The 12,912-nt window shown below is 53.1% G+C and carries 13 protein-coding genes; 5 read left to right on the top strand and 8 right to left on the bottom strand.

All coding sequences use genetic code 11. The features are described 5' to 3' along the window. Positions 1-10 precede the first annotated feature (10 nt). The 7 genes from ftsL to leuO form a co-directional block, all read right to left on the bottom strand. Positions 11-376, bottom strand: a complete 366-nt coding sequence (gene ftsL / locus ACMGGU_RS01780; protein ID WP_008501989.1) for a cell division protein FtsL — start codon at positions 374-376, stop codon at positions 11-13. Continuing rightward, a complete protein-coding gene (gene rsmH, locus ACMGGU_RS01775; RefSeq protein WP_021240527.1) occupies positions 373-1,314 on the bottom strand; it encodes a 16S rRNA (cytosine(1402)-N(4))-methyltransferase RsmH in 942 nt (313 codons plus the stop codon). The genes ftsL and rsmH overlap by 4 nt, the downstream gene beginning before the upstream one ends. A 2-nt stretch (positions 1,315-1,316) precedes the next feature. Further along, positions 1,317-1,775, bottom strand: coding sequence for a division/cell wall cluster transcriptional repressor MraZ (gene mraZ, locus ACMGGU_RS01770; RefSeq protein ID WP_021240528.1), 459 nt, complete (start codon positions 1,773-1,775; stop codon positions 1,317-1,319). A gap of 600 nt (positions 1,776-2,375) precedes the next feature. Beyond that, the gene (gene cra / locus ACMGGU_RS01765) at positions 2,376-3,383 is read right to left on the bottom strand and encodes a catabolite repressor/activator (RefSeq protein WP_008501993.1); all 1,008 of its coding nucleotides are present in this window, start codon (positions 3,381-3,383) and stop codon (positions 2,376-2,378) included. A gap of 179 nt (positions 3,384-3,562) precedes the next feature. Next, the gene (ilvN, locus tag ACMGGU_RS01760) at positions 3,563-4,054 is read right to left on the bottom strand and encodes an acetolactate synthase small subunit (RefSeq protein WP_045907792.1); all 492 of its coding nucleotides are present in this window, start codon (positions 4,052-4,054) and stop codon (positions 3,563-3,565) included. Between the two features lies 1 nt (position 4,055). Further along, positions 4,056-5,780, bottom strand: coding sequence for an acetolactate synthase 3 large subunit (ilvI, locus tag ACMGGU_RS01755; protein ID WP_045907791.1), 1,725 nt, complete (start codon positions 5,778-5,780; stop codon positions 4,056-4,058). Between the two features lie 380 nt (positions 5,781-6,160). Next, the gene (gene leuO / locus ACMGGU_RS01750; protein ID WP_420300205.1) at positions 6,161-7,123 is read right to left on the bottom strand and encodes a transcriptional regulator LeuO; all 963 of its coding nucleotides are present in this window, start codon (positions 7,121-7,123) and stop codon (positions 6,161-6,163) included. A gap of 587 nt (positions 7,124-7,710) precedes the next feature. On the opposite strand from leuO, the gene leuL reads away from it, so the two are divergent. The 5 genes from leuL to leuD all read left to right on the top strand — a co-directional run bounded on the left by leuL (position 7,711) and on the right by leuD (position 12,570). Beyond that, positions 7,711-7,797: a leu operon leader peptide gene (gene leuL / locus ACMGGU_RS01745; protein ID WP_071530973.1), complete on the top strand. Its 87-nt coding sequence runs from the start codon at positions 7,711-7,713 to the stop codon at positions 7,795-7,797. A gap of 91 nt (positions 7,798-7,888) precedes the next feature. Then, positions 7,889-9,460, top strand: a complete 1,572-nt coding sequence (gene leuA / locus ACMGGU_RS01740; protein ID WP_008501997.1) for a 2-isopropylmalate synthase — start codon at positions 7,889-7,891, stop codon at positions 9,458-9,460. After that, positions 9,460-10,551 carry a 3-isopropylmalate dehydrogenase gene (leuB, locus tag ACMGGU_RS01735; RefSeq protein ID WP_023310385.1) on the top strand — a complete coding sequence of 364 codons (1,092 nt, stop codon included), beginning with the start codon at positions 9,460-9,462 and terminating at the stop codon, positions 10,549-10,551. The genes leuA and leuB overlap by 1 nt, the downstream gene beginning before the upstream one ends. A gap of 2 nt (positions 10,552-10,553) precedes the next feature. Then, the gene (gene leuC / locus ACMGGU_RS01730) at positions 10,554-11,954 is read left to right on the top strand and encodes a 3-isopropylmalate dehydratase large subunit (protein ID WP_008501999.1); all 1,401 of its coding nucleotides are present in this window, start codon (positions 10,554-10,556) and stop codon (positions 11,952-11,954) included. A 10-nt stretch (positions 11,955-11,964) separates the two neighbouring features. Next, positions 11,965-12,570, top strand: coding sequence for a 3-isopropylmalate dehydratase small subunit (leuD, locus tag ACMGGU_RS01725; RefSeq protein ID WP_023616037.1), 606 nt, complete (start codon positions 11,965-11,967; stop codon positions 12,568-12,570). A gap of 91 nt (positions 12,571-12,661) precedes the next feature. On the opposite strand, the gene ACMGGU_RS01720 is transcribed toward leuD, so the two are convergent. Then, positions 12,662-12,814, bottom strand: a complete 153-nt coding sequence (locus ACMGGU_RS01720) for a Hok/Gef family protein (protein WP_045907789.1) — start codon at positions 12,812-12,814, stop codon at positions 12,662-12,664. Positions 12,815-12,912: the final 98 nt, after the last annotated feature.

Below are 12,912 nucleotides of genomic sequence, written 5' to 3'. Positions count from 1 at the left end.
GCGTTTTCCCTTATTTTTGTACTACGATATTTTCCTGTGAAGGATCAACATGCTGCAGCTGCAGCTTTTCCGTTGCGATCCGTTCAACCCGGCTGTGATCGCCGAGCGCGTTTTCTTCAAGGATCAGATTTCGCCATTCAATATCCAGCGCATCGCGTTCCAGTACCATCTGCTCGCGTTGCGCAGTCAATAAACGTGTATGGTGGGCTGTCGTCACCACCGTTACTGCCGTGACAATGATGCAAATGAACAGACAGAGTGGCAGTTTCCCAAACCGCAAAAGATCGTCGCCGATCACGCCAGGCAAGGCATGGCGCTCGTTGCTTCCTAACGAATCCTTAACTTTGCTTAGGGTCTCTGTCACTCTGCCGATCATGCGTTCGTCCTCTCTGCAACACGCAGCACTGAACTACGGGCGCGTGGATTCTCTGCCACTTCTTCTTCGCCCGGCATCAACTTGCCTAATGCTCGCAACTGACGGCCACCCAGCTTCCTGAGTTGTTCTTCAGTCATCGGCAGCCCCGCTGGCACCTGTGGACCGCGGCTTTGTTCACGCATAAAGCGTTTCACAATACGGTCTTCCAGCGAATGGAAGCTGATGATGGATAACCGCCCACCCGGGGCAAGCACGTCGAGCGAGCTTTTTAGCGCCAGCTCTATTTCCTCCAGTTCACTGTTTACCCAGATGCGAACCGCCTGGAAGGTACGGGTCGCGGGATGTTTGTGCTTATCCTTCACTGGGGTCGCTGCCGCGATCACCTCGGCCAACTCTTTGGTGCGGGTCATTGGCTCAATGCGGTTGCGCTCAACAATGGCGCGCGCAATACGTTTGCCAAAGCGCTCTTCGCCAAACGTTTTAATGACCCATGCAATATCGGCTTCGTCAGCGGTCTGTAGCCACTCGGCGGCGGATTGTCCGCGCGTCGGGTCCATCCGCATGTCCAGCGGACCATCTCGCATAAAGGAGAAACCGCGCTCAGCGTCGTCGAGTTGGGGTGAAGAGACGCCAAGATCGAGAAGAATCCCGTCGATCTTGCCCGTCAGGCCGCGCTCAGCCACATAGTCCGCGAGCGCAGAGAAAGGTCCATGCACGATGGAAAAGCGTGGGTCATTGATGGTCTGTGCAACGGCAATTGCCTGCGGATCGCGATCGATTGCCAGCAGACGTCCCTCCTCACCCAGCTGGGAGAGGATCAAACGCGAGTGGCCACCGCGACCAAATGTGCCATCAATGTAGATGCCATCCGGACGAATATTCAGGCCGTTAACGGCCTCGTCCAGTAACACCGTTTTATGTTTATAATTTTCCATCATATTTATAGAGACAAGTCCTGCAGTCGTTCCGATAATGTCGCGGAATCAGACTGCTCAGCGTCGATATCTTCCTTGACCTGTTGATACCAGGTCGTTTCATCCCACAGTTCAAACTTGTTGAACTGCCCGACCAGCATCACTTCTTTTGTCAGACCGGCATGTTGCCGCAACACAGGGGCAATCAGTAATCGCCCTGCGTTATCCATCTGACATTCACTGGCATGTCCCAATAACAGCCGCTGCACGCGGCGCTCCTGCGGGTTCATGCTCGACAGTCGCGACAGCTTTTGCTCAATAATTTCCCATTCAGGTAAGGGGTAAAGCAGCAGGCAGGGGGAGTTAATGTCAATGGTGCAAACCATTTGACCCGCAGCGTTCTCAATCAGCTGGTCGCGGTATCGGGTTGGTACCGATAAACGCCCTTTGCTGTCGAGATTGACTAACGTTGCTCCACGGAACATGCCAGTCTCACCCCTCCTCACCACTTTAACCCACAAATTCCCACCTAAAGGAGTTTACGGAGCGAGGGAAAAGCTTGTCAAGCCAGGACTCTCCGTATAAGGACTCGAAAGCCCTCTATTTACAGAGTTAAACAGTCCTGGTTAATAACTGCACAACTGGCGAGGCAAAATTAACGTTATGAATATTTGTAAGAAAAAAACCGAATATGCACACTAGCGTTAAGGCTCACTCAATATCATCGCAGATAAATATAAAGTGTCAGTTTGCGACGCGGGCAGCATTTTATGACAGATTCTCAGGGGATGACAGCGCCAGATTCACCCTAGCACACGGTAAGCGCAGTGGTTAGCACGTAAGCTGGCAAAGGAAGAGGAAAAAACGTCTGAATATTCATCGACCGAAGAGGCTTTGTAACAAAATAATACAAAGAATACCGTTTAAAATCGCTGAGATGTTCTTTAAAGAACAATTTAAAAGCCAAAATGAATTAAGAAAAATAGGCGATTATGATCTCACAAGAATTATCCTAATTTCTCTCCGGGAATTATCCGCACGAATTATCGCAGCAAAATGGGGCAGATTTCGCCGCCCCAGTCATTTCATTTTTGGCGGCTTAAAATTCCGCGATGGTAGAGATTACGTTTGATACGCGTCAGGCCCGGCTTTGGTTTGCGGGGTTCATCCAGACTCGCCAGCACAATCTCCAGCACGCGTTCAGCCACGTCACGGTGACGCTGTGCAACCGCCAGCACCGGACACTGAAGGAAGTCGAGCAGCTCGTTATCCCCGAACGTGGCAATCGCCAGGTCGGAGGGGAGTTTACCTTCACGGCGTAAGGTGACATCCATGACGCCCTGCAAGAGCGCAAACGAGGTCGTGAAAAGCGCCTGAGGCATCGGGTGGGTTTCCAGCCATTTCTCGAACAGCTGCGCGGCGGCTTCACGTTCGTAGCTGTTGGCATAGAGGTAGTGAACCTCGCGCGGATCGTCTTTCCAGGCGGTTCTGAATCCCTGCTCGCGCAGGAAGCTCACCGAAAGCTCGGGCAACGCGCCAAGATACAGCACCGTTTCCGCCGGGAATGTCCGCAGCTCTGCGGCCAGCATTTCGGCATCATCCTGATCCGCACCCACTACGCTGGTGAAATGTTCACGATCGAGCGCGCGATCCAGCGCCACGATTGGGAACGGGTCGTTCGCCCAACGCTGGTAGAACGGATGTTCTGGCGGTAAGGAGGTCGAAACAATAATGGCATCCACCTGGCGCTGGAGCAGGTGCTCAATGCAGCGCATCTCGTTATCAGGCTGATCTTCCGAGCAGGCAATCAGCAGCTGATAGCCACGCTGGCGCGCCTGACGTTCAAGATAGTTGGCGATACGGGTATAGCTGGTGTTTTCCAGGTCCGGGATCACCAGACCAATAGAGCGGGTGCGCCCGGCGCGCAGACCGGCTGCGACAGCATTCGGATGGTAGTTATGTTCACGAACCACCGCCATAACTTTTTCAACGGTCTTGTCGCTGACACGGTACTGCTTTGCTTTACCGTTAATCACATAGCTGGCCGTTGTTCGTGACACGCCGGCTAGCCGGGCGATTTCATCCAGTTTCACAATTGCCCCTTAAAAAAAGAAAAGAGTCCATGGCCCTGTCAAGGTTATGGTTAAATCTTTTAACATCTAAACGCAGAAAAGCCTTCGCGGCAACCGCTTTTATCTGCGTTGTCGGCTGATTACGCAAAAAAAAGCCCGGCTTTGGTGACCGGGCAGAAAGAGGCGAACCTTTTTGACAACTAACGCATGATTTTCTCGCCGCGTGACAGACCCACGACACCCGATCTTGCGACTTCAACAATTTTTGCCACATCCCGCACGGACGTCAGGAAAGCATCCAGCTTGTCACTCGTCCCGACCAGCTGAACTGTATAAAGAGAAGGTGTGACGTCGATAATCTGTCCGCGGAAAATATCCGCATTGCGTTTAACTTCTTCACGCCCGTAGCCGCTGGCCTGGATTTTCACCAGCATGACCTCACGTTCAACGTAGGCCCCCTGCCCCAGCTCGCTCACGCGCAGCACATCAACCAGCTTATGCAGCTGTTTTTCAATCTGTTCAAGCACTTTGGCGTCGCCAACGGTTTGAATCGTCATGCGCGACAGCGTGGGATCCTCCGTCGGCGCGACGGTCAGGCTTTCAATGTTATAACCGCGCTGCGCAAAAAGACCAATGACGCGCGACAGTGCGCCAGACTCGTTTTCCAGTAAAACCGATAATATCCGGCGCATATCAGGTTCTCTCCGTTTTGCTTAACCACATTTCATCCATACCGCCCCCCCGAATATGCATCGGATAAACGTGTTCGGTTCCATCAACAATCACATCCATAAAGACGAGGCGGTTGTTTTTAACGTGCTCAAGCGCTTGTGCGAGCTTCGTTTCCAGCTCGGCCGGATCGGTCACTCGCATCCCAACATGGCCATAAGCTTCAGCAAGACGAACAAAATCCGGCAGCGATTGCATATAGGACTGCGAATGACGGCCAGAGTAAATCATATCCTGCCACTGCTTCACCATGCCGAGATAGCCGTTATTCAGATTCAGCACAAGAACCGGCAGCTCATACTGCAGTGCGGTAGACAGCTCCTGAATGTTCATCTGAATACTGCCGTCTCCGGTCACGCAGACGACGGTTTCATTCGGCAGAGCCAGCTTCACGCCCAGCGCGGCAGGCAGACCGAAGCCCATGGTGCCTAAGCCACCCGAGTTGATCCAGTGACGCGGTTTATCAAACGGGTAATACAGGGCGGCAAACATCTGGTGTTGGCCCACGTCTGAGGTTACATACGCCTCACCTTTCGTCAGTCGCCACACCGCTTCGATGACCGCCTGCGGCTTAATGTTTTCGCTTTGCGTGTCATATTTCAGGCACTGACGCGCTCGCCACTGTTCAATCTGCTGCCACCAGTCGCGGATCTCATCCAGCGGCTGGGTCGCGTTCTCCTGGGTCAGCAGATCCAGCATCTGTTCCAGAACCTGACGAGCATCACCGACGATTGGCACATCAGCCGACACCGTTTTTGAAATGGACGTCGGATCGATATCAATGTGCAACACGGTGGCGTTCGGGCAATACTTCGCCAGATTGTTGGTGGTACGATCGTCAAAACGCACGCCGACGGCAAAGATCACATCGGAGTGATGCATCGTCATGTTGGCTTCATAGGTACCGTGCATACCCAGCATGCCGAGCGCCTGGCGGTGAGTGGCGGGAAACGCCCCCAGCCCCATCAGCGACGACGCCACAGGAAGGTTGAGTTTTTCAACCAGCTCACGAAGCTGGGCTTCACAGGCTGCGTTGATCGCCCCGCCGCCGACATAGACGACCGGTTTTTTGGCTGCCAGAAGCGTTTGCAACGCCCGCTTGATCTGTCCTTTATGCCCCTGCGTTGTCGGATTGTAAGAACGCATGCTCACCGAGTCAGGCCAGACGTACGGCAGCTTGTTTGCCGGGTTCAGAATGTCTTTAGGCAGATCGACCACCACCGGTCCCGGGCGCCCGCTTGCTGCCAGCCAGAAGGCTTTTTTCAGTACGCCGGGAATGTCTTCGGTTTGCTTGACCAGAAAACTGTGCTTCACAACGGGACGGGAAATCCCGACCATGTCACACTCCTGAAAAGCATCGTAGCCAATCAGCGAGGTTGCTACCTGCCCGGAGAGGATCACCAGCGGGATAGAGTCCATATACGCCGTTGCAATACCGGTAATGGCGTTTGTCGCGCCGGGGCCGGACGTGACTAAGACCACGCCCACTTCACCCGTCGCACGCGCCAGACCGTCGGCCATGTGTACAGCCGCCTGCTCGTGACGTACCAGAACATGGTCAATGCCCCCTACCGTATGCAGCGCATCATAAATATCCAGGACCGCGCCGCCAGGGTAGCCGAACACTTGCTTTACGCCCTGATCGATCAGCGACCGCACGACCATTTCCGCGCCAGACAACATCTCCATGCTTTGCCTCCAGGCATTTTGTTATAGACGGACTGCCGAATTCATTTCCGCACCGTCTTACGATCGGGATGAACCAATCTTATATTTTGCAGAGTGTTCTTTACCTTAACCGCTCGTTATGAGGCAGGCAATTAGCAAACCCGGGGAGATAAACGGTGCGTAAAGCAGAAAAAGCAGCCGTTAACTGAAGATATGGTTAATTCCTCTGGGAATAGAGGACGGTGTGATAAATCATCGCTGAAAAGCGGGGCAATGCAGGAAATCATCTATTTTTGCGTACCGAAGAGCGGCCCGAAAAAATGCATCACAGAACAAAATAGTAATTATCTATAAAAACTCAGGATAAATCACACAATCCGATGCGATTTATCCTGATGCGATTACCGGCGGCAGATACCGACCAGCAACTCTTCCATCCATTGGTGTCCTTTATCCCTTCCGGCCGCTTCATGCCAGGAGAGATAGCAGGTTCGGCTATTTAACTTAAGCGGCAGAGGCAAAATTTGCAGATTTAACGGGTCAGAAAACTCTTCTGCCAGCCAGTGCGGTGCAATCGCCACCAGATGTGTTTGGGAGACAACGTTTAATACGCTGACCATAGCCATCCCCTGATAAGCAACGCTCGCCTGCTTATCCGCAGAGTCATACCATGGCAGGCTAAAGGAAGCATATCTGTCGAGGGCAACAACGGCATGCTGCTCGTTATAGACATCATTTTCGCGTAGTGGATATTTCAGCCGGGGATGATTTTTACTGGCCACCAGAACCATTTCATCTTTAAACAGCGGTACGCAGGAAAATTCAGGACGACGGAACTCTTCATACCCCAGGACGAATTCAATCTCCTGATAGCGTAACTGATGCTCTGTACTTTGGTTCAGGGATGATTTAAAAACCAAATGGATATTTGGCGCGATCTCTTCGACTTTATTATAGATAATCGAGGTTAAATAATTATCTAATGGACTGCAGACACACAGATGAAATGTGCGCTCGCTGCTTAAAGGTTCAAAGCCCGATCCCGGCAGCTCGTTTTGTACCAGCTGCAACGCCTGACGGATTGAGCCGAACAGCTGGAATGCACGCGCAGTAGGCTGGATCCCTCTTCCGTAACGAACAAACAATTCGTCGTTAAACATGACCTTAAGCCTGGCAACGGCGTTACTCACAGCAGGTTGTGACATCCCCAACGCCTGGGCCGCGCGGGTGATATTCTGTTCCTGCATGACAGCATCAAACACCGTCAGAAGATTAAGATCCACCGTGCGTAACTGCGGTTTAATCCCATCAGTAGCTTGAGGTTGTTTAATATTATTTTCTGACACTTCTGACTCCACTGTCACGCTACACTCCCTTTGCTCACGTACGGTAATAATCTCGAAAAATATGATTTATCATGCAAATACGATCAGCGAAAGAGAATTATTTAAAATTCAGAATATATAAAGACGCTATACAAACGAAAAGAAAATAGCGCAAATGATATGTTTGACTTTAGGATTTAAATGAAACCATAAACCAAGCAAATACACAATGACTGCCAGATTAATGATGACTTAAGTATTATTAAACTGTTATCGCCACCGCTCATCAGTTAGTTAATAACATGTTACCTCTGTTCATTTTTTAGCGACGCGTAATAGATTCACCGCAATTATAACTTAATGATAGTAAACCCCTTTATGTACAGAATACTCTCTGTAACGCACGTCACTCATTTTAAACAATTATATTTATTTATTTCTGCAACTGTTTTCTTCAGTCCAAAATTAGACAATTAGTCGGCTCGCAAAAGCCAAAACCAGCACAATTAGCTAAAGTAAAATCCTGCCAGTTCCGCCCGTCGGGTCCGTTTTTATCGTCAGGGGTTGACATCAACTGTCGTATCCAGTACCACTAAAAGCATATTGAATTTAACGGAGCACGATTCATGATTCGCACCATTCGTTTCACCGGTCTACTACTACTAAACGCATCCACTGTGCGCGGTAGACTGGCGGGCGAAATTCAGCGTTGAATCGTCACCAGTAAGACTAAAAACCCGCGCCACTGCGCGGGTTTTTTTATGCTCGTAGCAAGGCGCCCTAAGACTGACAAGGACCTAACCCATGAGCCAGCAAGTCATTATTTTCGATACTACTTTACGTGACGGTGAACAGGCATTACAGGCAAGCCTGAGTGTAAAAGAGAAACTGCAGATCGCGCTGGCTCTCGAACGTATGGGTGTCGACGTGATGGAGGTGGGTTTCCCGGTCTCGTCTCCGGGTGATTTCGAATCCGTCCAGACCATCGCCCGCACCATTAAAAACAGCCGCGTATGTGGTCTGGCGCGCTGTGTAGAAAAAGATATCGACGTTGCAGCCGAGTCACTGAAAGTGGCCGAAGCGTTCCGTATCCATACCTTTATTGCCACCTCGCCCATGCACATCGCCACCAAGCTGCGCAGCACGCTGGATGAGGTGATTGAGCGCGCGGTGTACATGGTGAAACGCGCACGCAACTACACCGATGACGTTGAATTCTCCTGTGAAGATGCAGGCCGTACGCCAATCGACGATTTGGCGCGCGTCGTGGAAGCCGCCATTAACGCGGGTGCCAAAACCATCAACATCCCGGACACCGTCGGCTACACCATGCCGTTTGAGTTCGCCAACATCATCACCGGCCTGTATGACCGCGTTCCAAACATTGATAAAGCGATTATCTCCGTCCACACCCACGATGATTTGGGTCTGGCCGTGGGCAATGCTATCGCCGCCGTCCACGCTGGCGCGCGTCAGGTAGAAGGCGCGATGAACGGCATCGGCGAACGCGCGGGCAACTGTTCGCTGGAAGAAGTGATCATGGCGATCAAAGTGCGCAAGGACATCATGGACGTGCACACCCGCATCAATCACAACGAGATCTGGCGCACCAGCCAGACCGTCAGCCAGATTTGCAACATGCCTATTCCGGCCAACAAAGCGATTGTCGGCACTGGCGCCTTCGCGCACTCCTCCGGTATTCATCAGGATGGCGTGCTGAAGAACCGTGAAAACTACGAAATTATGACCCCGGAATCCATCGGCCTGAACCAGGTCCAGTTGAACCTGACCTCCCGTTCCGGACGTGCGGCAGTGAAGCACCGCATGGAAGAGATGGGCTATAAGGACAGCGATTACAACATGGATCAACTGTATGACGCCTTCCTGAAGCTGGCCGACAAAAAAGGGCAGGTGTTCGACTATGACCTGGAAGCGCTGGCCTTTATTAACAAACAGCAGGAAGAGCCAGAGCACTTCCGTCTGGATTACTTCAACGTGCAGTCCGGATCCAGCGACATCGCCACCGCCTCGGTCAAGCTGGCCTGCGGAGATGAAATTAAAGCAGAGGCAGCTAACGGTAATGGACCTGTCGATGCGATTTACCAGGCCATCAACCGCGTTACCGAGTACGACGTTGAGCTGGTCAAATATGACCTGACGGCCAAGGGCCATGGCAAAGATGCACTGGGCCAGGTCGACATTGTTGTGACCCACAATGGCCGCCGCTTCCATGGCGTGGGTCTGGCGACCGATATCGTTGAATCCTCCGCGAAAGCGATGGTGCATGTGCTGAATAACATCTGGCGCGCCGCCGAAGTCGAAAAAGAGTTGCAACGCAAAGCTCAGAATAAAGAGAACAACAAGGAAACCGTGTAATGTCGAAGAATTACCATATTGCTGTGTTACCGGGCGACGGTATTGGCCCGGAAGTGATGGCACAGGCGCTGAAAGTACTGGAAGCCGTTCGCGCGCGTTTTGCGATGAAAATCACCACCAGCCACTACGATGTGGGCGGTATTGCGATTGATAACCACGGTACGCCACTGCCAAAAGCGACCGTGGAAGGCTGTGAAAATGCCGATGCCGTGCTGTTTGGTTCCGTCGGTGGTCCAAAATGGGAACACCTGCCGCCAGCAGAGCAGCCAGAGCGCGGCGCGCTGCTGCCGCTGCGTAAACATTTCAAACTGTTCAGTAACCTGCGTCCGGCGAAGCTGTACCAGGGTCTGGAAGAGTTTTGCCCGCTGCGCGCCGATATCGCCGCTAACGGTTTCGACATTCTGTGCGTACGTGAACTGACCGGTGGGATCTATTTCGGTCAGCCAAAGGGGCGCGAAGGCAGCGGTCAGCATGAAAAAGCGTTCGATACCGAGGTGTATCACCGCTTCGAAATTGAACGTATCGCCCATATCGCGTTTGAGTCGGCGCGCAAACGCCGCCATAAGGTGACCTCGATTGATAAAGCGAACGTGCTGCAGTCTTCCATTCTGTGGCGCGAGATCGTCAGCGAAGTCGCTAAACAGTACCCGGACGTTGCGCTGTCGCACATGTACATCGACAACGCGACCATGCAGCTGATTAAGGATCCGTCCCAGTTTGACGTGCTGCTGTGCTCCAACCTGTTCGGCGATATTCTTTCTGACGAGTGCGCGATGATTACCGGCTCGATGGGCATGCTGCCATCCGCCAGCCTGAATGAAGAAGGCTTCGGCCTGTACGAGCCTGCGGGCGGCTCCGCACCGGATATCGCCGGCAAAAACATCGCTAACCCGATTGCGCAGATCCTCTCTCTGGCCCTGCTGCTGCGCTACAGCCTGGATGCAGGCGATGCAGCAACCGCAATTGAAAACGCCATTAACCGGGCGTTAGAAGAAGGCGTTCGTACCGGTGATTTAGCACGCGGCACGGCGGCAGTCAGTACCGATGAAATGGGCGACATTATTGCCCGCTATGTCGCTGAAGGGGTGTAATCATGGCTAAGACGTTATATGAAAAGTTGTTTGATGCGCACGTTGTCTACGAAGCACCAAACGAAACCCCACTGCTGTATATCGACAGACATCTGGTACACGAGGTGACCTCTCCTCAGGCATTTGACGGCCTGCGCGCGCACAAGCGTCCGGTACGCCAGCCGGGTAAAACCTTCGCGACGATGGATCACAACGTTTCCACCCAGACTAAAGACATTAACGCCTCGGGTGAGATGGCGCGTATCCAGATGCAGGAGCTGATTAAGAACTGCAATGAATTTGGCGTTGAGCTGTACGACCTGAACCATCCGTATCAGGGCATCGTCCACGTGATGGGCCCTGAGCAGGGGATTACCCTGCCGGGCATGACCATCGTCTGCGGTGACTCGCATACCGCAACCCACGGCGCGTTTGGCGCTCTGGCGTTCGGGATTGGCACTTCCGAGGTGGAACACGTGCTGGCGACGCAGACCCTGAAGCAGGGTCGCGCCAAAACGATGAAGATTGAAGTGAAGGGCAAAGCGGCACCAGGCATTACCGCGAAAGATATCGTGCTGGCGATTATCGGTAAAACCGGCAGCGCAGGCGGTACCGGCCACGTCGTTGAGTTCTGCGGCGACGCTATTCAGGCGCTGAGCATGGAGGGTCGCATGACCCTGTGCAACATGGCCATTGAGATGGGTGCCAAAGCCGGGCTGGTCGCGCCAGATGAAACGACCTTTAACTATGTGAAGGGCCGTCTGCACGCGCCGAAAGGGCAGGATTTTGACGACGCGGTAGCCTACTGGAAAACCCTGAAAACCGACGACGGGGCAACGTTTGATACCGTTGTCACGCTGCAGGCAGAAGAGATTGCCCCTCAGGTGACCTGGGGGACCAACCCGGGTCAGGTGATTTCCGTCAACGACGCCATTCCCGATCCGGCTTCCTTCGCCGATCCGGTCGAGCGCGCCAGTGCGGAAAAAGCGCTGGCCTATATGGGGCTGAAGCCCGGCGTGCCGTTGACCGACGTGACCATTGATAAGGTGTTTATCGGCTCCTGCACCAACTCCCGTATCGAAGATTTGCGTGCGGCGGCAGAGATCGCCAAAGGCCGTAAAGTCGCGCCGGGCGTGCAGGCGCTGGTCGTTCCAGGCTCCGGTCCGGTGAAAGCCCAGGCGGAAGCCGAAGGTCTGGATAAGATCTTTATCGAAGCAGGCTTCGAGTGGCGCCTGCCAGGCTGTTCCATGTGTCTGGCCATGAACAACGATCGCCTGAATCCGGGTGAGCGCTGTGCCTCCACCAGCAACCGTAACTTTGAAGGCCGTCAGGGCCGCGGTGGGCGCACCCATCTGGTCAGCCCGGCAATGGCCGCCGCTGCGGCAGTCACCGGCCATTTCGCCGACATTCGCAGCCTGAAATAAGGAGACAATCATGGCAGAGAAATTTACCCAACATACAGGCCGGGTTGTCCCCCTGGACGCCGCGAACGTCGATACTGACGCCATTATTCCTAAGCAGTTTTTGCAGAAGGTGACGCGTACCGGTTTTGGCGCGCACCTGTTCAACGACTGGCGTTTCCTGGACGACAAAGGCGAAGTGCCTAATCCGGAATTCGTTCTGAACTTCCCGGAATACAAAGGTGCCTCCATTTTGCTGGCGCGGGAAAACTTTGGCTGCGGCTCGTCGCGTGAGCATGCGCCCTGGGCGTTGACCGACTACGGCTTTAAGGTGGTTATTGCCCCAAGCTTTGCGGATATCTTCTACGGCAACAGCTTCAACAACCAGCTGCTGCCGGTGACGCTGAGCGATGAGCAGGTCGATGAATTGTTTGCGCTGGTTAAGGCCAATCCGGGCATGTCGTTTGAAGTTGATCTGGAAGCGGAAGTGGTGAAAGCCGGGGATAAGACCTACAGCTTCAGCATTGATGCGTTCCGCCGTCACTGCATGCTGAACGGTCTGGACAGCATTGGTTTGACGCTGCAGCACGAAGACGCCATCTCAGCGTATGAGAAAAAACAGCCTGCGTTTATGGGCTAAAGGCAATGGCCCGCGAAATGCGGGCCATTGATAAGGGTGCGTTGAGGCTCAACCACTCTGGAGAGGCGGGGAAACTTCCCCGCCCATACCGCTAACGTTTTGCTTCGTAAGCCAACACTGCCGCCATTTCTGTTTTCTCCTGTCTGAAATGCAATTCACACAACGAATCACGGACCATCCAGGTGAAGATCAACAACGTCGTACAGATCAGAAATAAACCTAACAGCAGAGTACGTTTTGGCATTCCAGCCTCCTTATTGCTTTTCGGCAATGAAGAGACTAACCTCGCAATGTTGGTTGTGAAGTTGGTCTCCCCATCAATCTTTTGATGTGGGACTCTCC

Origin of the sequence: Enterobacter sp. BNK-8, assembly GCF_048685095.1 — a bacterium.
Taxonomy (GTDB): Bacteria; Pseudomonadota; Gammaproteobacteria; order Enterobacterales; family Enterobacteriaceae; genus Enterobacter; species Enterobacter quasiroggenkampii.
Note: the sequence above shows the minus strand (reverse complement) of the source record. Positions and strands in the feature narration are given on the sequence as shown.

Excerpts from the sequence above, each read along its gene's own strand:
- ftsL (WP_008501989.1), bottom strand. The coding sequence starts at position 376 with ATGATCGGCAGAGTGACAGAGACCCTAAGCAAAGTTAAGGATTCGTTA.
- rsmH (WP_021240527.1), bottom strand. The coding sequence starts at position 1,314 with ATGATGGAAAATTATAAACATAAAACGGTGTTACTGGACGAGGCCGTT.
- mraZ (WP_021240528.1), bottom strand. The coding sequence starts at position 1,775 with ATGTTCCGTGGAGCAACGTTAGTCAATCTCGACAGCAAAGGGCGTTTA.
- ilvN (WP_045907792.1), bottom strand. The coding sequence starts at position 4,054 with ATGCGCCGGATATTATCGGTTTTACTGGAAAACGAGTCTGGCGCACTG.
- ilvI (WP_045907791.1), bottom strand. The coding sequence starts at position 5,780 with ATGGAGATGTTGTCTGGCGCGGAAATGGTCGTGCGGTCGCTGATCGAT.
- leuL (WP_071530973.1), top strand. The coding sequence starts at position 7,711 with ATGATTCGCACCATTCGTTTCACCGGTCTACTACTACTAAACGCATCC.
- leuA (WP_008501997.1), top strand. The coding sequence starts at position 7,889 with ATGAGCCAGCAAGTCATTATTTTCGATACTACTTTACGTGACGGTGAA.
- leuB (WP_023310385.1), top strand. The coding sequence starts at position 9,460 with ATGTCGAAGAATTACCATATTGCTGTGTTACCGGGCGACGGTATTGGC.
- leuC (WP_008501999.1), top strand. The coding sequence starts at position 10,554 with ATGGCTAAGACGTTATATGAAAAGTTGTTTGATGCGCACGTTGTCTAC.
- leuD (WP_023616037.1), top strand. The coding sequence starts at position 11,965 with ATGGCAGAGAAATTTACCCAACATACAGGCCGGGTTGTCCCCCTGGAC.
- ACMGGU_RS01720 (WP_045907789.1), bottom strand. The coding sequence starts at position 12,814 with ATGCCAAAACGTACTCTGCTGTTAGGTTTATTTCTGATCTGTACGACG.